Below are 18,700 nucleotides of genomic sequence, written 5' to 3' on the forward strand. Positions count from 1 at the left end.
GTACTTTTACTATACCTCTTGTACTTATGCCTCTTGAGCTACAGACTGACGGGTACGGGTTTGATAGCGCCCGAATGCCAGTAGCACCGGAATCAGAATAAGGGTTATTGGTGTTGCAAACAGTTCCCCGAACACCAGCGAAACAGCGGCCGGCTTCAGGTACTGAGCTTGTTCGGAAGTTTCGCTCAGCAACGGTAACAGACCAAAAACAGTTGTTACTGTGGTCAGAAAAATCGCCCGCATCCGGCTCTTTCCAGCCTCAATCAATGCGGCCTTGACCGGCATACCCTCACCATAGAGCTGGTTAAATCGGGTCATCAATACCAGCGAGTCATTAATAACAACGCCGGTCATGGCCATCATGCCGAACATTGATAACAGACTGACAGGAAGCCCCATCAAACCATGACCAAATATGGCACCGGCAAAGCCGAAAGGAATAACGGACATGATAATCAACGGCTGCCAGTATGATTTCAACGGTACCGCCATCAGGATATATATCATCAGCAAGGTCAGAATCATGGCTTTACGAAAGCCGCTCTGTACTTCTGACATTTCTTCAAACTCGCCAACCGCACGAATTTTGACACCCGGATAGCGTTTTTCAAGAGCAGGCACCGTTGATTGTGCCAGTTGTGCCCAGATATCTTCCGGTGAACTGATCCGGCGATCATGTCGCCAGTAAACCGTTACGACTTCATCCCGGTTACGCCGGTGAATAACCTCAGGCTCCCGTACAAAACTGAAGTCGGCAATCTCTCCTAACGATACGAAGCTGTCAGCATCGAGATGTACTTTCGTTTCCTTTAGCTGATCCATGGTTCGCCGCAGATTTTCACCGAAGCGAATCAATACCCGGGTTTCCTCTCCCTTGTCCAGCAGTTTGTAAACTTCCAGATTGCCGTAGCCACCACCAATCAGGGTTGCCAGCTGCCTCTGGGTTACCCCAAGTTGACGTCCCCGTTCATTCAACCTGATCTGCAGCTGACGCTGCCCCCCCTTGCCATCATCAAAAACATCATTAACTCCGGGTAGTTTTCCGAGAGCCGCCTTCAAGTCTTTCGCAACCATCCTTGCCAGTTTTCGATCCGGCGCAGTAACCGCAATTGCAGTGCCTCCGGCAATTTGATCTGCCGACGCAAAGCGTGTGGCATAGCTGCCCTCGAGTTCACCTGCCGCCTGCTGCCAACTGTTTAACAGCTCACCACCGGGAATTTTTTCCAGCGCCTCCGGCGTCAACTCTGCGGTAATTTCTATATAAGCCGGACTGGTAACAGCCATCAACTGCTTACTGACCGGCTTTGCACTCATGTCGAACCGGGTCATCAATTCACCATTGACCCGGTTCAGAGCCTGTTCCAGCTGAACTGCATTACGACGAGTCAGCTCCAGCGGTGCGTCCTGATCCATCGTAACCTTCGCCGTCAAATAGCGTCCGGGAATCTCGGGAAAAAAAGCACTACGGATGGTGCCGGTAAATACCAGACCATAAGCCAGCGTTACCAGTGCAATAAACACAATCAAAACCGCCACACGGTTTTGTAATGCTGACTTCAGTACCGGCTGGTAGATTCGCTCGGAAAAACGATCAAGTCCTCTCAGGCAGAACCCTCGAGCTGTAGCCAGCCATTGCTGCAACTTGTTTGGCCTGGTATCACGGCGCTCAAAACATAGATGTGATGGCAGAATAAATTTACTTTCGACCAGTGAGAAAAGCAGCGCCAGAATTACAACAGCGGAAAACCCTGCCAGCAGTCGCGCCAGCTCATTTTCAATCCACAACATGGGCGAAAATGCGGCGATGGTCGTCAGTACACCATAGGTTGTCGCCACTGCTACCTTGTTCACACCATCCAGCGCTGCAGCTTTGGGGTCAGCAATCCGGCTTCTGGCTTCATGAATACTTTCACCAACAACTACCGCATCATCAACCAGGATCCCCAGCACCAGGATCATGCCAAACAACGTGATATCATTAATGCTGTATTCAAGCCCCTGAATCCCCATCAGTGACAAAGCACCTGCCAGTGAAACCGGAATACCCAGCGCGACCCAGAAAGCCAGTTTCACCTCCAGAAACAACCCCAGAATAATCAGCACAATCAACAGCCCCTGCCAGGCATTGGTACCCAACAGATCCAGCTGATCCTTGATATAGGGTGTCATATCGGCCATAACATCCAGCGATACAGTAGTCGGCATCTGTGGTTGAAGGTCTGCCAGCACATCAGCTACCGCAGCATTTACATCAAACAGATTGTCTTTTTTGCTGGTTGAAATCATCAATGAGATTGCAGACTGCCCCTGATAACGAACAATCGAATCGTCATCAGCATACCCCCGCCGGATATTGGCAATATCACCCAGCGTCACACTGCCATTTTCAGTATTAATTATTGGCAGGCCACGTAGCTCCACCAGATTATCGGCATAGCCATCGCCTCTTAAAACAAGATAACCCTGAGCTGTTTTCAGTAATCCGCTGCGGTACTGCAGTGACCAGTCATTAATCAGTGATGACAATTCCGACACGCCGAGACCATAACGTTCCAGCTGTTCGGGAAGCGGCTGAATAATCAACTGAGGTTCTCTTTTTCCCAGATTGGCTACCTGGGAAATGGCTTGATGCCGCTTCAGGCTTTGTTCAACCCTGATCGCCGCCTGCTGCAGGACGTCATCACTGACATCACCGGAAACCATCACAAAGGAAGCCAGATTGGTGAATTCATTACGATAAATCAGCGGCTTCTCGGCCCTGACAGGAAAGCCTGCAATACTGTTAACCTGGTTGCGAACATCTTCCATCAACCGGTCAAGATCTGTACCCGTGCTTTTACGCACAGTGACCGTTGATTCTCCCCGTGAAGACTTGCTGCTGATACGACTAATGCCCGGTACCGAGCTGATCGCATCTTCAATCCGCTGGGTAATACTTTCATCAACCTGTCGTGCAGTGCCTCCCGGGTAATAGACCGTGACCTGAAGTTCAGTCGCCGGCATCTGCGGAAAGCTTTCAACCCTCAGGGTTCCCAGCGACAAAACACCACTGATTAAAATCAGCGCCATCAACAGATTGGCCGCGACAGGGTTATCAAGAAACCATCCGGTTAACCACTTCACAGCACACCACCCTGATCTTCAGCCAGACCGGGCTGTACTTCCTGCCCCTCAAGCATGGAACTTAACGGATACCGTACAACCTGAAGTCGCTGTTCCGAGACATCAGGAATCCTGACCCAGACGGTTTCGGCATCTTCATACAGGGTTTCAACAGCCGTCTGCCGGAGCACGTTTTGCTGATCCACCCGCCAGATTTGTCCATCATCTGTCAGTACCGAGGACGGTAGTTCCAGCACTGATGCATAGCTTTGCCCGGAAAACAGTGCTGTGACCTGTTGATCAGGAAGCAGTTGAACAGTTCCCTGGTATGGCTGGGCAACTTTCAGCACCAGGCTTCGCTGCCGGGTTTTCTGGTCCCGTACCGGGCTGAGATAACGCACCTCAGCCGGCCAGCGCGCTCCAGTCAAAGTAATGACTTGCGCACGTGTCCCGGGCTGAATATCACCAAGCCTTCGCCAGATTTCTCCTGACAGTTCGACCCGCACATCAACCCATTCACTGGAAGCAATCTGAAAAACTTCAGCGCCGGCTTGCAACCACTGCTCAGGAGTAACCCTGCGTGACAGAATAATGGCATCAAATGGCGAGCTAATGCGGGTGTCATCGAGTTTTTGGCGGGCATTTGCCAACGCACTTCTGGCTGCATTTTCCTCCAGTTCAGCGGCGGCAACCTGGGGTTCATGACGCGCATAAGGCGTTTTCAGCCGGGCATTTGCCGTTTTCAAGGCAACAGTCTGTTTGTGTCTGGCAGTCACATAATTCAAATGTGCTGCAGCCAGACGACTGGAAGCCGCATCGACAGCAGCCTGATAGTCAACCTGCTGTTGCTGCACCAGCAAGGTTCCTTTTGCGATCAGTTTTCCCGGCTCAAGATCAGCAGGCAGGTTTTCAACCCGTCCTGACACGGATGTGACAACAGGTGTCGACCAGAACGCTTCGGTGACACCTGTCGCTTTTACAGTAAGCTGCTTTGATTCAGGAACAGCATGAATAACAGTGACTGGCAGTAGCTCCCTGTTTTGTTTTGACACTGAATTCTCGTGACTTTCGCCTGCCAGCAAGAGCCAGCAAATAACAACCACCAGCAAAACAACTGACACGATCAGCCATAAATAATTACGCGTACGCGAAGTCTGTTTCATACTGCTCTATCCCTGTTCAAGCATTGAAGGTTGAGGTTGTGCCTGGGAGCTATTCAGACGAGAGGTAATTTCATGCAGCCTGGTAAGACTTTGAAGCGTTACCGGCAACATAAATGTAGCCTCGGCATATTCCCAGGAGTAACTGATAACAGAAAAGATCTTGCCGGCGCTCATATTCGGCAAGCTGGCACAGAACCAGAGGTTAAAAATAATAAAGCCGGTGGTAAGCAGGAATATCAGGCCATAGACCAGCGCTTCAGTATCCGAAAGACGAATCTCCCACTTGTTCATCATACGGAGGTGAGCAGCCAGTCCCTTTCTTCCACCAGACTCCAGCGTACCGACCTGTCGCTCAACCTGGCTGTTCAACGCACTGTTCAGGTGATAGAAGCAGCCATGGAACAGGCCATATAGCAAAGCCATGCCCACAACCAACGCAATTGCCGCAGCTGCGAGCATAGCGTCAAATTGCCAGAGAATTATCAGCGCAACCCCAATCTGGACAATAGCCGTAATCAGGGATGGCACATTTTCTTCAAGAAAGTCGACAATTTCCCGGGCCATATCCAGTCGTGCATTACGGGTCGATACCTGTTCTGCTTCATGGCGCCGGTCCACCTCACATCCCAGTGCAACCCGAATACGGCCATAGGCTCGGGTGTCATAAAAACGACGAAGAACGACCAGTGCCGTCAGCGCAAGAAGAACCAGCCCCAGGCTGATCAGGGAACTGAAATCACCGGCCTGCAGTCCATCGATAGCCCGGCCGATAAACAGCGGAATCAGGGCCAGCATGATATTTTCAAGCAGCACCAGCAGCCAGGTAATAAAAATCCCGCCTTTGAAAGCTCTGAAGAGAAGAGCCAGATCAAGTCGCCCGGTTAATTGCATAGTCAGCGCAGTCTGTTCAAAATCAGGAGGTTAACCTGCAGCTACGATTGATGCGTGTCCAAGATTGCTATGATGGTTTCGAGCCCTGCTCAAGCCTTTGTTTTTATTCGAAGCATGTTAATCTTTGGAAAAATAAAAATGACTCAGGTTGACCCTAATGAGCTCGCCGCCCCTGATTAGTGATCGTCTATCCGGCCACGTACTGTGGTTAACACTTAATCGCCCCGACGATTGCAATGCATTGTCAAAAGCCATGCTTTGCTCACTATCAGAGTGTATTGAACGGGCGAACACAGATGACAATGTCAGGGTGATCGTAATCACCGGCAAGGGAAAAGTTTTCTCGGCGGGACATAACCTGAAAGAAATGTCCGGACAGATTGCAGGCTGCGAAGTTGATGATGCAAAGCGGATAGACGGTATTCTTGAGCAATGCACCCAGACCATGATGTCACTGATACGCTCACCGAAGCCTGTAATCGCCTGTATTCAGGGTACGGCCAGTGCTGCCGGATGCCAGCTGGTTGCCATGTGTGATCTTGCGATTGCTCAGCGGGAAGCCAGGTTCTGCGCACCTGGAGTTAACATTGGTACTTTCTGTACGACGCCACTGGTCGGTATTGGTCGCAATATTCATCGCAAACATGCAATGGAGCTGGCTCTGACCGGCGATATGTTCAGTGCTGAAGATGCCATGCGATTCGGGTTGATTAACCGCATTGCATCCGCTGAAAATCTGGAACAGGAAGTAGAACTGCTGGCACAGAAAATTGCCTCAAAATCAGCAGTTGGTATTCGCTCCGGGAAACAGGCATTTTACCGACAGATTGAGCAGCCGATGGAAGAAGCTTTTCGTCAGGCCGGCAAAGATATGCTCCAGGCCATGCTGGCCGAAGAATGTAATGAGGGCATAAGTGCCTTTATGGAAAAACGTAATCCGAAGTGGTGGGGACTCGAATAATGGACGTACATAACTGGGACCTGCCCTCACCTTATATTCTCAAGGTCTCCGTCAGCGGCGAGCATCTCGACCGGCTGCAGCATGTTAATAACACAGAATATCTGCGCTGGCTGGAAGAAGTTGGTTGGCATCATATTACTGATCTCGGGGCATCCTGGGAGGTCTGGAAGCAGGCTGAACGGGCAATGGCAACCCATGTTTCCCATATCAATTATCTGGCGGCCGCTGTTGCCGGTGATTTTCTGCGCGTGGGCACCTGGCTGGTAAAATGCGATGGTCTTCGAGCCACACGACGGTTTCAGATTATTCGCGATAGTGACGGTGCAACACTGCTACGGGCCGAGATTCAGTATGTCTGCATTGATATTAAAACCGGCCAGCCCCGGCGCATGCCACCCTCCATGCTCAAGCCTCATCGCAAGGCAATAATCTGGAGCGAAAGCCAGCTACAGGCTCTACCTCTTGTTGAATAATCTGACCGGAAATATTTATGTTACTGGAATCTGTCATCGGCCATCGAGGCTGCGCAGCCCTTGCGCCAGAGAACACTCTTGCCGGTATAAGAAAAGCTCATGAACTGGGTATCTCTGCGGTTGAAATCGATGTTGTGTTAACAGCCGACGGACAGCTGGTTATCCACCATGACCGGACCGTTAAACGCTGTACTGACGGCCGCGGTGAAGTACTATCCCTTACCCTTGAACAGTTGCAACAACTGGATGCCGGTAGCTGGTTTGCGCCGGAATATGCCGGGGAAAAGATACCTACACTAAAAGATGCGCTGCTGTTGATTCAACAACTGAGGCTGAAGCTTAATCTGGAAATCAAGATGCATCGGCATGCTCCGGAGCAGCTGGTTGAGCCTGTAATCGGGCAGCTGCAACAATGCTGGAGCGACACTCGTAACCTGGTGATATCCAGTTTTGATCACCAGGCTCTGAAACTGTGCCACCAGCTTGCCCCCGAATACAACATCGGCCATCTGTTTGAAACACTACCATCAGATTGGGAAGCGATGGCAGCAGCAGTTCATGCCAGAAGCATTCATGTCTGTCACAAAAAACACAAGACTGCTCAGGCAGAGGCGATAAAAAAAGCCGGTTACGAGCTTTATGTCTACACCGTCAACCATACCGATAATGCAGATCACTTCTTCAATATCGGCGTTGATGGATTATTCAGTGATGAGCCACACCTGATTTCTCCACCAGCGGAAACAAAATAACCCAGGTGCATTTCAGCCAATCTGGGCGTCAAGAAAATGGCCATACTCAACACTTTCTGAAGCCATTGTATTGACGCCCTGAACTTCAGCATCCCTGCGGTTTTGGGCATTGTCATCAATCAGCCATACATCCAGCGTGGTAATATCGTAATCCGGTGGTAACAACAAATCCCGATCTTCTAGGCTACGCTGGATTTTTAATCCCTTGTTGCACGACGGATAATAGTTGCGCCACAGGTAATCCCACTGTTCAAAGCTTGCGGCATTATTAAAAAATTTCCCCAACAGCCAACAAGTTTCGTGTTGGCTGTAATTAGCCGCTGTAATGAACGCAACAGAGCATTTATCAGGACTGGTGCACGCATAGGTGAAAAATGCGATATGACGGGCGCGGTAAAGCGGGTAATAGTAATCGCCATTGAAGGCTATACCCGCCTCTTTGCACATCGCCTGAGACTGGGATGCAGACAACATCTCAAGTCGGCTTTCAATGGCCCACAGGGTCTCATCCAGATCAAAGAAATAATGCCTCATCACATATACTCCCTGATCCGGATCGAGCCGAATCACGCAATATAACGCCGGTACGGAGGCAATGAGTCCAGAATAAGCCGCCCGTAACGACGGGTAACCACACGACGATCCAGTAATGTAATATAGCCGCTGTCGGTTTCGGAGCGCAGCAAACGACCACAGGCCTGCACCAAACGCATGGCTGCATCCGGCACACTGATTTCCATAAAGGGATTACGCCCCTGCTCTTCAATCCACTCGGAGAGTGCAGCCTCGACCGGATCATCCGGTACAGAAAACGGCAGCCGGACAATAACCACATGCTCGCAGTACTGCCCGGGCAGATCGACACCTTCAGCCAGACTGGCCAGACCAAACAGAATACTTTGCTGGCCATCATCAATATGTCGACGATGTCGTCTCAGTAGTTCCTGCTTGGAATAGTCATCCTGCAACAGGATTCTGTCCTGCCACTTTTCCGGTAGCAGGGCATAGACATCTTTCAACTGACGACGGGAGGAGAACAGCACCAGTGAACCGGGGGTATTATCCAGCAGCCGAGTTAGCTGTTCTGCAACTTCCTCACTGTGGCCATCACTGGTGGGTTCATGCTCCATCGCCGGAATATTCAGTACAGCCGCCTGATCATGCTGGAACGGGCTTGGTACAACTTCACAGCGTGAGTCTTTGGGAATGCCGGCTCTCATCCGGTAGCGATCAAACTTGCCCAGCGCAGTCAGGGTTGCGGACGTCACAATTGCACCATGGCAGTGGTTCCAGAGCACCTGCCTCAGGGTTTTCGCCGCCAGGATCGGGCTGCTGGCAACTTCCAGATCTTCGCTGCCACCAAAGGTCATATGTTTCAGCCAGCGGGCAACCGGCGGCTCGCCACTCTCTTCATTTTCAACAATGGAATAGGCCATCCAGAGTTCATGGCAATTATCCAGCCGGCGAGCGATGGCACCGACTGCTGGAAACAGGGCTTCAGCTTCCCAGCTGTCAATCCCGTCCAGCTCGCCATCCATTGCATCCTTGAAGTTATCACTGGCCTTGCTGGCCAGATCCAGCGCCTTGCTGAAACCGGCTTTCAGTACTTCAGCCTGAGCGCGGACTTCTTCCGGCACCTTCCCGCCAGGAAAGCGATATTGGACAACTGTCGAGCGTTCGGTTTCAGTCGCATCACCAAATTCAGCGACTGACAGCAACAGGCTTTTCATCAATCCCAGCTGCTCTTTCAAATCGCCAAAAGCCGGTTCCAGTTGTTCCAGCCGCTCACCAATCACTCCGGGTAATGCATGCCGGGTCAACATTTGTTTTACATGCCGGGAGGCAGTCTCCAGCCAGCTCATGGTAGCGTTAATACGGGTATGACTGGCGAAATGGCCGATAGCTTTGTCTGGCAGGTGGTGGCCTTCGTCGAAAACATAAATACTATCTTTGGGCGACGGTAAAATAGCACCACCGCCCAGAGACAGATCAGCCAGCACCAGATCATGATTGGTTACGACAATATCGGCTTTTGTCAGCCCTTCCCGCGCCTTAAAAAAGGCACATTGCGAGTAATGAGAACAGCGTCTGCCAGTACACTGGCTGTGGTCTGTGGTAACTGTTTGCCAATCAAGATCGTCAATGGATTCCGGCCAGCTGTCCCGCTCACCATCCCATTTGGAAGTCGCCAGCTGTTCCAGCATTTTCTGAAACAGTTCCAGCGAGGGTGAATCTTCGGTATCAATTCTGAAGCCTTCTTCGGCAAACAGATCGGCCATAGCCTGGTTTGACTGCTGTGATTCCAGCAGCTGATCCAACTTGCTCAAGCAGATATAGCGGCCACGCCCTTTTGCCAGCAAGGCTCTGAAATCCATTCCGGTACTCTGACGAATATCCGGCAAATCCTTGTAAATCAGCTGTTCCTGCAGTGCGACAGTTGCCGTTGAAATAATCAGCTTCTTTTTCTGATGTTGTGCCACTGCCAGTGCCGGCAGCGCATAACCAACGGTTTTACCGGTACCGGTGCCCGCCTCGATGACGACAACAGCGGGGTCACCGGTTCGCACACCTTCATCGTCAGTTTTGATAGCCGCAAGATTCCGAGCCACCTCCGCAATCATGACTTTCTGACCATTACGGGCCCGCAGTGATTTATTTTCCAGAAATGTCCGGTAAGCCTGCTGGATGGTTTTCTTCAGTTGATCAGTCAGCATTCACAATAAGCCATGATAAAAAACAAATAAGCCTTCAGGTCAGAAGCCCTGCCAGAAAAAGGTTTCAGTTTGCACTCTGTCGAGCATTTCCAGTCTGCAGTTGCAATGTGGCCATATGGAACACTCCAAAAATCAGCACCATAACAACGTTCTTGCCGAGCTCACCACTAGCCATCAGGGCACGGCGCCACAACACGGCCTCAATCCCGAGAATAAAAACAATCGCGAGACCAGCCACCGGAATAATGGTGTTAAAAGGCGACACAAATACACCAAACAGACTGATAACTACCATCAACCAGAACCCGACTGTGACCAGCTTGCCCAGACCGAGCATTTTATTCATTCACGTATTCCTGCTTCATATTTATCGATTATTTTTCTTGTGCCTGTAACAGGCAGACAGCAGCATGCATCACACCTGCAGCTGTGAAAAATCAGTCATCAAGAAAGGCCAGTTTAACAGACAGGAAACCGAAGGCCATGCGTGCCAGCCTCCGGTCTTTGAGGACAAACAACCAAATGAGAGAAGCGATTTACAGCAGATTCACTGCCTGTTCCAGAATACGGGTGACCCGGATCATCCCGGTATTCACTACCTCCATCATACTTTCCAGGGTGATGGACTCATCGTCTCCCAATCCTGCAGCAGGGTTCACAACCAGACTAACACCGGCATAATCAATGTCCAGCTCCCGGGCCAGTGCTGCTTCCGGCATGGCTGTCATACCGACGATATCACAACCATCACGTCCCATCCGGTGAATCTCTGCTGCCGTTTCCAGTCGTGGCCCCTGGGTGCAACCGTAAACCCCGCCATTGCTGACATCAATCCCGGCTTTTTCTGCGCCCTGAATCAATGCTGCACGAGCTGCACCTTCGAACGGCGCCGAGAAATCAATATGCTGGTTACCGGCCAGCGGCTGCTCGGGATGATATTGGGCAAAGGTATGTTCCCGCCCCCAGGTGTAATCAATCACCTGATCAGGAACACAGATATGCCCACCTGCCAGCATGGAGAGACTGATACCACCCACAGCATTCACAGCCATGATATGTTTTACCCCAAGCAGATGCAGGGCATAAATATTGGCGCGATAGTTAATCTGATGGGGTGCCAGCTTATGTGGCTGGCCATGCCGGGCCAGAAACAGCACCTCCTGTCCGGCTACAACACCAAGTTGCAGCTGGCCAGATGGCTGACCAAAGGGTGTTTCCTGAGTTATTGTGTCTTTCAGCTCCAGTGATTCAAGCTGATTGAGACCGGTACCACCAACAATTGCAATTCGAGCCATTTCCGACATCCTGCCCGATCATTTTGACCGTAAAAACAGCCATTATAGTGCGAGATATTTTTGTCGCACAAAATATCAAACACATCCTGATGTTCTTGCCATTCCAGCAGCACCGACGTAGGGTGCGGGCCATGAATATGCCGAATGCTACTGACACCCACCACGACAGTTCAGACAGTGATATGTGTGGTGCTACCGAAGCTGCACCAGAAACGCTGCCGGTACTGTTTCAGGATGATTACCTGATTGCTATTAACAAGCCTTCCGGCCTATTGGTACACCGCTCCATGATTGATCGCAATGAAACCCGCTTTGCCCTGCAGCTGGTCAGGGACCAGATAGGGCAACGGGTTTATCCGGTACATCGTCTGGATAAACCAACTTCCGGTGTATTATTGTTTGCACTGTCCAGCGATATTGCCAGAACAGTTTCAGAACAATTCTCCAACGGTAGTGTATCCAAAACCTATCTGGCTATCGTTCGGGGTTATGCGCCGGAAAAAGGCACGATTGACCACGCACTTAAAGAAAAGCTCGACAAAATGACGGACCGTAAAGCCCGTCAAGATAAACCAGCTCAACCTGCTGTTACCGATTACCGGACACTGGCCAGAGTTGAACTGCCACTGCAGATTGATCGCTATCCCTGCAGCCGTTACTCCCTGGTAGAAGCCTGCCCCCGTACCGGCAGAAAGCACCAGATAAGACGACATATGAAACACATTGCCCACCCGATTATTGGCGATGCCAAACACGGCAAGGGTAATCATAACCGCTATTTTGCTGAACACTTTGATGCTGACAGATTGCTGTTGGCTTGCACCAAAATGTCGCTGCAGCATCCTGTTACTGGTTCGCCACTGACACTGAATGCACCACTGGATGATGTATTTCTGTCGCTGCTTGACCGCTTTGGCTGGAATCAGAGCTTGTCTTTTGAAGAAAACCATCTCTGATTGAAATACAGGTATTTTTAAATGAGCCCAACCGAAACAAATTGTTATTGTGGCAGCAATAACAATTATGAAAACTGCTGCCTTCCCTTCCATAATCAAAGTGCCAAACCGGAAACTGCAGAGCAGCTTATGCGCTCGCGTTACAGTGCCTGCTGTCTGAAGAAAGTAGACTACCTTCTCGCAACAACCTGGCCGCCGCACCAAAACCAGCTGGATGCTTCCGAACTTTCCTCCTGGCTGGATCGCACTCACTGGCATCAGCTGACAATAGTGCAAACAACCCAGGGGCAAAGTAATAACAGCCGTGGCACTGTTCAATTTAAGGCCAGCTTTTCCGAGCCTCCTTCAAAAGTTCAGCAGGAACATGACGAGCACTCGGATTTTATAAAAGAGAAAGAGCAGTGGTACTTTATTCATCCCGGCCTGACACCTCTGCCACCCGCTGTATCAGTAACTGTTGGGCGTAATGACCCTTGTCCCTGTGGCAGCGGCAAAAAATTCAAGAAGTGCTGTATGTAATACTTTATCGGGCCCGGTTGCCGGGTCCCGTGCAGTCGATGAAACTAACTTGTATCCCGCCCAAGAGCCTGATGGCCACCCAATAGTCCACACTTTGTAAGCTGTTATTCACAGAATTGAAAAAACAGTCTAAAACCTTGGTCTAATACTCCTTTTCATTATATAGCGATACACTCCCAGCCAATCATCAATCCAAGCGTCAGGGAGGTCGCCATGATTTCAGGAGCAGGTTCTGGTCCTTTATATCCGGTATTTGACCCCGGCGTATATGCCGGACCGGATCGACAGGATGTCGCCAACTTTGAGGAAGAAAAAGGGGCTTTTCTGGCCCAGCTCATAACCCAGAATGTTCAGGCTATTCCGTACAAGGAAAAGATACTACGTTCGAAACGACGCCTGAAGCGAAAGCGCAAACGGGTGAGCAAAAAAGCAGAAGCCGCAAAGCTGCACTTTCTGCGACACAACATGCCTCAGGGTGAGGCAGATCATGAAGAACGGGTATTTGCCTGAGCCAGAGACAGTTAAAACTGTCTCTGGACGGCAGCAACCGGTATCATTAGAAGGATTTAACTTTAACAGATTTCAGGTTCCAAATGCCTGCAGAGACTCCTTCTGACGCGGACTCCGGATCCGCTCGCAAACAGAAAAGCCGCTCTTCCGGATATCTACATCGTCGGCGGCGTGAAAAAAAATCCCGGGGCCAGGCCCAGGCTCAGGCCTGGGATATTTCCCAGTTCGAAGTACCGGTAGAAGAAGGCAAAACCCGCTTTCATGACTTTCAGCTGCCGGGCTCGCTGATGCGAGCCATTCATGAGTTGGGGTATCAGTACTGTACGCCGATTCAGGCTGAAGTACTGGGTCATACCCTGAAAAGCCATGATGCCATTGGCAAGGCTCAGACCGGCACCGGTAAAACCGCAGCGTTTTTGATCTCGGCGATCAAGCAGCTGCTGGAAATCCCGCCGCCGGATGAGCGTTATCTTGGTGAACCCCGCCTTGTAGTGCTGGCCCCTACCCGGGAGCTGGCACTGCAGATCAGCAAGGATGCCGAAGCCCTGACTCGCCATACCGACCTTCACGTCGTCAGTGTTGTCGGAGGCATGGAATACGACAAACAGCTTGCCCAGATCAGTCGCGACTATGTTGACATCATTGTTGGCACACCGGGCCGTTTGCTGGACTTCTGTGAACGTCGAGACCTCTATCTCGATCTGACCGAAACGCTGGTTATCGATGAAGCTGACCGCATGCTGGATATGGGCTTTATCCCGCAGGTTCGCCGTATTGTGCGCATGACCCCACGTCCGGGTGACCGTCAGACGCTGCTGTTCTCAGCGACCTTTACCGACGAAGTATTGCGTCTTGGTGAGCAGTGGACCTGGCAACCGGTTAAAGTCGAAATCGAGCCGGAGAGCGTGGCAACTGATACTGTTGACCAGAAGTTCTATATGGTTTCCGGTGAAGACAAGTACAAATTGTTATGCAACCTGGTTGAGGGTAAGGCGCAGGAAGACGGAAAACCGCTGGAGCGGGTTATCGTCTTTGCCAATCGTCGTGATCAGACCCGCCGCCTAACCGAAAGGCTGCAACGCAAGGGTATTGTCTGTGACATGCTGTCTGGAGAAGTGCCTCAGAAGAAGCGGGTTCGTACCCTGGAGAACTTCCGGGAAGGCAAGATTCAGGTGCTGGTTGCCACCGATGTTGCGGGTCGGGGCATCCATATTGATGGCATCAGTCATGTGATCAACTTCAATCTGCCGGAAGATCCGGAAGATTATGTTCATCGTATTGGTCGTACCGGGCGGGCTGGTACGACAGGAACATCAGTCAGCTTTGCCTGTGAAGATGATTCCTTCCTGATTCCTGAGCTGGAACAGCTGCTGGGTGACAAGGTTAACCTTGAATATCCGCCTGAAGAGCTGTTAGCTCAATAAAATGTCCTGTCTTCAGCAGGGCCTTTTGACAGGCCTTGCTGATTTCATATTGCTCCTCTTCCCTTCTCTCTGGCCTTACTGGCAGTCCTCCCAAGAAAATAATTCACACTTTGCCTTTTCCCTTTCAAAACAGAACCTTAGATCCAAAAACCATCCCAAAGAGCAAATTTTTCCATCAGCCATCGCTTGCCGCTGCCGATTATCTCGATTAATAATCAGATATAAGTGGTGCATAAAAATATCTGAACAAGATGGCTTGGCCCCGATGACCGTGAAGCTGTCTGTTATCAGAGTCAAACCTGAAGGTCATGGCCTGACGACCCATGAGCATATGCGGTTTTTCTGCAGGAGCGTTTCAGTGAGAAATGCTTTGAAGAACCGGGGTTTAAGCTAAAAAGGAGCTGCCGCCTATGGATGACAACGCAGTCAGACTCGAATCAAACACTGCTTCCCCATCCACCGCTTACGTTCTCGATAGTAATGTCCTTATACACGACCCCAACGCGCTTCTGAACTTTGAAGAGCACAAAGTCATCATCCCCATCACAGTGCTGGAAGAACTGGATAAACTCAAAAACGGAAAACAGACGATTGCTGCAGACTGCCGCCAGGCAATCCGCCAGATAGATCATGTACTGGGCAGCGCCGAACCTTCCGAGATTGAGCACGGTGTCCCGATTCGCCGGGGCGACAAAAGCCCACCATTGGGTACTGTTTCCATTCTGATGCACCATGCACCGGAAAACGTCACTACGCTGCCTTCCCGCAGCAACGACAACCAGATCATCAACGATATCAATCACTACCAGTCGCTGCACCCGGATCAAACCGTGGTACTGGTCACCAAAGATATCAATATGCGCCTCAAGGCCAGAGGCTGCGGTATTTCCAGTGAGGATTATCAGAACGATCAGCTGGTTTCTGATGTCAAACTGTTAAACAAGGGTTATCTGGAAGTACCGGGTAACTTCTGGTCCCAGGTAGAAAAGGTGGAAACCCACCAGTTGGACCGAGGACAGACACTTCATACCCTCCCTCGCGAAGGCCTGCTGGAGGAGCTGCTTCCCAACCAATTTATTATTGATGAACAGGGATTCTGCGGCAGGGTCATCGAGCAGGATAAGGACACCATTACCTTGCTGGATCTGCCCCGTGAGCACTTGATGAATCAGGAAGCCTGGGGTTTGAAGCCACTGGATATTCATCAAGCCGTTGCACTACAACTGTTAATGGATCCGGATATTCATCTGGTAACCCTGACTGGCTCTGCAGGTTCGGGTAAAACCATTCTGGCTCTGGCTGCTGCGATTGAGATGACCGTAGCCAGCAAGCAGTACCGACGCATTATCGCGACCCGCTCAACTCAAGGGCTGGATGAAGATATCGGTTATCTGCCAGGTACAGAAGCCGAAAAAATGGAGCCCTGGCTGGGTGCTATTACCGATAACCTGGAAGCACTCCACAGCGAGGACGAATCAACCAACGGTAGTGTGGACTATATTCTGGGGCAGGTTCCGCTGCACTTTAAGTCCCTTAACTATATTCGGGGCCGCAGCTTCCAGCAGAGTCTGATTATTATCGATGAGGTTCAGAACCTGACACCGCACCAGATAAAGACCATCATCACCCGTGCCGGCCACGGTAGTAAGGTGATCTGCCTGGGTAACCTGGCACAGATCGATACGCCTTATCTAAGTGCTGCGAGTTCTGGTCTGACTTATTTGACCGAGCGTTTCAAGAAGTTTGATCAGGGTGGCATTGTGCAGTTGAAGGGTGTTCCTAGATCACCTCTTGCTGCTTATGCAGAGGAAAACCTGTAATAAAACTAAAGAATCATTTATTACAATATAAAACGTCTGGCTAAAACCAGACGTTTTTTTTATTTCTGAAGATTTATCAACTTTGATCTGTAATTTCTATTCCCAGCTTTTTAATAAGCTCCGGGTGAAGCCAGTCGACCAGAACTGTATTCGATTGAAATCCATTCACGTATTTTAAAAGCAGTCGGTGAGTTCTGCTGTAATCATGCTCCTGAATTGAGCATAACAGCTCATCCAGAACAAACATCAATGTATCCCAGGGAATCATTTCTTCTTTTGCCTGACAGACCTTTGGGTGTTCGGTATAGGAGATTTCCTGACCTATCAGAAGCTCTTCAAACAGCTTTTCACCAGGTCTCAGTCCGGTATAAACAATATCAATATCACCATCCAGATCGAATTCATCCCGAACACTGAATCCGGATAGAGTGATCATTCGCTTGGCAAGCGTATCAATTTTTACAGGATCTCCCATATCCAGCACAAAGACATCCCCTCCTTTACCCATACTACCAGCCTGAATCACCAGAGAAGCAGCTTCCCGAATTGTCATGAAGTAGCGGGTAATATCCTTGTGAGTAACCGTAACAGGACCACCCGACCTGATTTGCTCACGAAATAAAGGAATAACAGATCCACTTGACCCCAGAACATTTCCAAAACGTACCATACTGAAACAAGTGTTATTTTCGACTGTACAGTTCCCACTGTTTGGATAAAACTCCCGAGAGTGAAACAGTTTGACTTCTTTCTGTTCATTCAGTGCCTGCAGTACCATTTCAGCCAACCTTTTTGAAGCCCCCATAACATTTGCAGGCCGAACGGCCTTATCAGTAGAAATCAGAACAAATTTATCGACTTTTGCAATGATGGCAGCTTGGGCAGCATAGAGAGTCCCTATTACATTATTTCGCAGCCCTTGGGACAGATTGTGTTCTACTATAGGCACATGCTTATACGCTGCAGCGTGATAGACTGTTTCAACACAATAAGTAATCATGATATCTAGCAACCGCTGGGCATCATTTACTGAGCCAAGAACGGGAATAATTCGAATTTTAATATTTAAGTGCTGCTCTATAGCAGTAAGCTCTTTTTCAATTTCATAGAGGTTATATTCAGAGTGTTCAAAAAGAACGAGGACTTTAGGTCCAATCTGCAAAATCTGACGGCATAATTCCGACCCTATAGAGCCACCCGCACCAGTCACCATTACAACTTTATTCAAGATACAGGCATCAAGCAGTTCAGGAATAGGGTTGACCTCTTTGCGACCCAGAATATCTGCTGTATCAACCTCCTGAATTGCATCTATTTTTAAGCGACCACTAGCAATATCCATCAAGCAGGGCATACTTCGGATTGGAATTTCATACTGCTCCAGTTCACAAATGACCCTGTGACGTTTGGAGTGGCTGCCTGGAATCGCAAGTAGTATCTCCTGTGCCATTGTCCTTTTTAGTGCATGAAGAACATCGGTGTCTGCAAAGACATGCCGTTTTTCAATAACCTGACCACAAAGTTGAGGATTGGAATCGATGAAGCCAACAGGTCTAAACTCACGTCCTTTATCGAGAGCAGCCATTAACTGTATCCCAGCGTCACCCGCGCCATAAATAAGAACAGGCTTACCCCACTCTTGCTGTGGAATGAACATTTTGCGCACGAAAGCCGGTAACCAGTGAGCATTGATTTGTCCCAACAGCCAGCTTTGAGCCAAAAACCTGACACCGAGCATCGAAATAATCAGAAATACTCCATAAAGAAAGGCAGCCGTACGGGGGAATCTGATCTCAGGAGAAATAAAGAAAACTGCAATCACCAACCCAATTGCAGCAAAAAAGGAAGATTGCACTATAGCTGCAATTGTCCATGAACCAATATATCTCAATACAGCTTGGTACAATCCGAGCTTAATAAATACAGGTATTGCAATGACGGGGGCAAGAAGAAAAAGAACACCATAATCTTGTATTGGTTCAAGAAATCTCTCTGGGTCTAAACGGAGATAGAGCGCTAGCCAAAGACAAAAGAAGACAATGCAGATATCACACAGAAGAGCTATCACTCGCTTTGCGTTTCTTGGCAATGCCTTGAAGTAGTCTCTCATATATATTTTC

16 protein-coding genes are annotated in these 18,700 nt (G+C 49.8%); 8 read left to right on the forward strand and 8 right to left on the reverse strand.

Annotated elements, in window-relative coordinates; all coding sequences use genetic code 11:
- Nucleotides 1-24: 24 nt before the first annotated feature.
- Genes ACYZZ0_RS17970 through ACYZZ0_RS17980 form a run of 3 tightly spaced genes read right to left on the reverse strand, consistent with a single transcriptional unit; the run spans nt 25 to nt 5,156 of the window.
- Complete coding sequence (locus ACYZZ0_RS17970) at nt 25-3,123, reverse strand: efflux RND transporter permease subunit (protein ID WP_461538027.1); 3,099 nt, start codon at nt 3,121-3,123, stop codon at nt 25-27.
- Entirely contained in the window at nt 3,120-4,265 is a 1,146-nt protein-coding gene (locus ACYZZ0_RS17975) for an efflux RND transporter periplasmic adaptor subunit (RefSeq protein ID WP_461538028.1), read from the reverse strand. The genes ACYZZ0_RS17970 and ACYZZ0_RS17975 overlap by 4 nt, the downstream gene beginning before the upstream one ends.
- 6 nt (nt 4,266-4,271) lie before the next feature.
- Nucleotides 4,272-5,156 carry an ABC transporter six-transmembrane domain-containing protein gene (locus tag ACYZZ0_RS17980; protein WP_461538029.1) on the reverse strand — a complete coding sequence of 295 codons (885 nt, stop codon included), beginning with the start codon at nt 5,154-5,156 and terminating at the stop codon, nt 4,272-4,274.
- A gap of 157 nt (nt 5,157-5,313) precedes the next feature.
- Between ACYZZ0_RS17980 and ACYZZ0_RS17985 the strand changes: the two genes are divergently transcribed.
- The 3 genes from ACYZZ0_RS17985 to ACYZZ0_RS17995 are packed head-to-tail and all read left to right on the forward strand — an operon-like array spanning nt 5,314 to nt 7,342.
- Entirely contained in the window at nt 5,314-6,117 is an 804-nt protein-coding gene (locus ACYZZ0_RS17985) for an enoyl-CoA hydratase (RefSeq protein ID WP_461538030.1), read from the forward strand.
- Nucleotides 6,117-6,590, forward strand: coding sequence for an acyl-CoA thioesterase (locus tag ACYZZ0_RS17990; RefSeq protein WP_461538031.1), 474 nt, complete (start codon nt 6,117-6,119; stop codon nt 6,588-6,590). The genes ACYZZ0_RS17985 and ACYZZ0_RS17990 overlap by 1 nt, the downstream gene beginning before the upstream one ends.
- A gap of 17 nt (nt 6,591-6,607) precedes the next feature.
- Nucleotides 6,608-7,342 (forward strand): glycerophosphoryl diester phosphodiesterase, encoded by a 735-nt coding sequence (locus tag ACYZZ0_RS17995; protein ID WP_461538032.1) that lies wholly within the window; start codon nt 6,608-6,610, stop codon nt 7,340-7,342.
- A gap of 12 nt (nt 7,343-7,354) precedes the next feature.
- Here the strand turns inward: ACYZZ0_RS17995 and ACYZZ0_RS18000 are convergent, their stop codons facing one another.
- From ACYZZ0_RS18000 to ACYZZ0_RS18015, 4 genes are all read right to left on the reverse strand, one after another.
- Complete coding sequence (locus ACYZZ0_RS18000) at nt 7,355-7,876, reverse strand: hypothetical protein (RefSeq protein ID WP_461538033.1); 522 nt, start codon at nt 7,874-7,876, stop codon at nt 7,355-7,357.
- A gap of 32 nt (nt 7,877-7,908) precedes the next feature.
- Complete coding sequence (gene dinG, locus ACYZZ0_RS18005) at nt 7,909-10,056, reverse strand: ATP-dependent DNA helicase DinG (RefSeq protein ID WP_461538034.1); 2,148 nt, start codon at nt 10,054-10,056, stop codon at nt 7,909-7,911.
- A 64-nt stretch (nt 10,057-10,120) separates the two neighbouring features.
- On the reverse strand, nt 10,121-10,402 hold the full coding sequence (locus tag ACYZZ0_RS18010; RefSeq protein ID WP_461538035.1) for a DUF1145 domain-containing protein: 282 nt from the start codon (nt 10,400-10,402) through the stop codon (nt 10,121-10,123).
- Between the two features lie 190 nt (nt 10,403-10,592).
- Nucleotides 10,593-11,351 (reverse strand): S-methyl-5'-thioinosine phosphorylase, encoded by a 759-nt coding sequence (locus tag ACYZZ0_RS18015; protein WP_461538036.1) that lies wholly within the window; start codon nt 11,349-11,351, stop codon nt 10,593-10,595.
- A 131-nt stretch (nt 11,352-11,482) separates the two neighbouring features.
- Here ACYZZ0_RS18015 and truC point away from each other — a divergent pair, with 131 nt between their 5' ends.
- The 5 genes from truC (at nt 11,483) to ACYZZ0_RS18040 (ending at nt 16,580) form a co-directional block, all read left to right on the forward strand.
- Nucleotides 11,483-12,307 (forward strand): tRNA pseudouridine(65) synthase TruC, encoded by an 825-nt coding sequence (gene truC / locus ACYZZ0_RS18020; protein WP_461538037.1) that lies wholly within the window; start codon nt 11,483-11,485, stop codon nt 12,305-12,307.
- A 21-nt stretch (nt 12,308-12,328) separates the two neighbouring features.
- On the forward strand, nt 12,329-12,826 hold the full coding sequence (locus ACYZZ0_RS18025; protein ID WP_461538039.1) for a YchJ family protein: 498 nt from the start codon (nt 12,329-12,331) through the stop codon (nt 12,824-12,826).
- A 213-nt stretch (nt 12,827-13,039) separates the two neighbouring features.
- Complete coding sequence (locus ACYZZ0_RS18030; protein WP_461538040.1) at nt 13,040-13,336, forward strand: hypothetical protein; 297 nt, start codon at nt 13,040-13,042, stop codon at nt 13,334-13,336.
- Nucleotides 13,337-13,419: 83 nt separating this feature from the next.
- Nucleotides 13,420-14,760, forward strand: coding sequence for an ATP-dependent RNA helicase RhlB (gene rhlB, locus ACYZZ0_RS18035; RefSeq protein WP_461538041.1), 1,341 nt, complete (start codon nt 13,420-13,422; stop codon nt 14,758-14,760).
- Between the two features lie 410 nt (nt 14,761-15,170).
- Entirely contained in the window at nt 15,171-16,580 is a 1,410-nt protein-coding gene (locus ACYZZ0_RS18040) for a PhoH family protein (protein WP_461538042.1), read from the forward strand.
- Nucleotides 16,581-16,656: 76 nt separating this feature from the next.
- Here ACYZZ0_RS18040 and ACYZZ0_RS18045 read toward each other — a convergent pair whose 3' ends face one another.
- Nucleotides 16,657-18,690 (reverse strand): polysaccharide biosynthesis protein, encoded by a 2,034-nt coding sequence (locus ACYZZ0_RS18045; RefSeq protein ID WP_461538043.1) that lies wholly within the window; start codon nt 18,688-18,690, stop codon nt 16,657-16,659.
- Nucleotides 18,691-18,700 lie beyond the last annotated feature (10 nt).

The sequence above is a fragment of the Spongorhabdus nitratireducens genome (assembly GCA_947387575.1).
Classification (GTDB): domain Bacteria; phylum Pseudomonadota; class Gammaproteobacteria; order Pseudomonadales; family Endozoicomonadaceae; genus CANDOC01.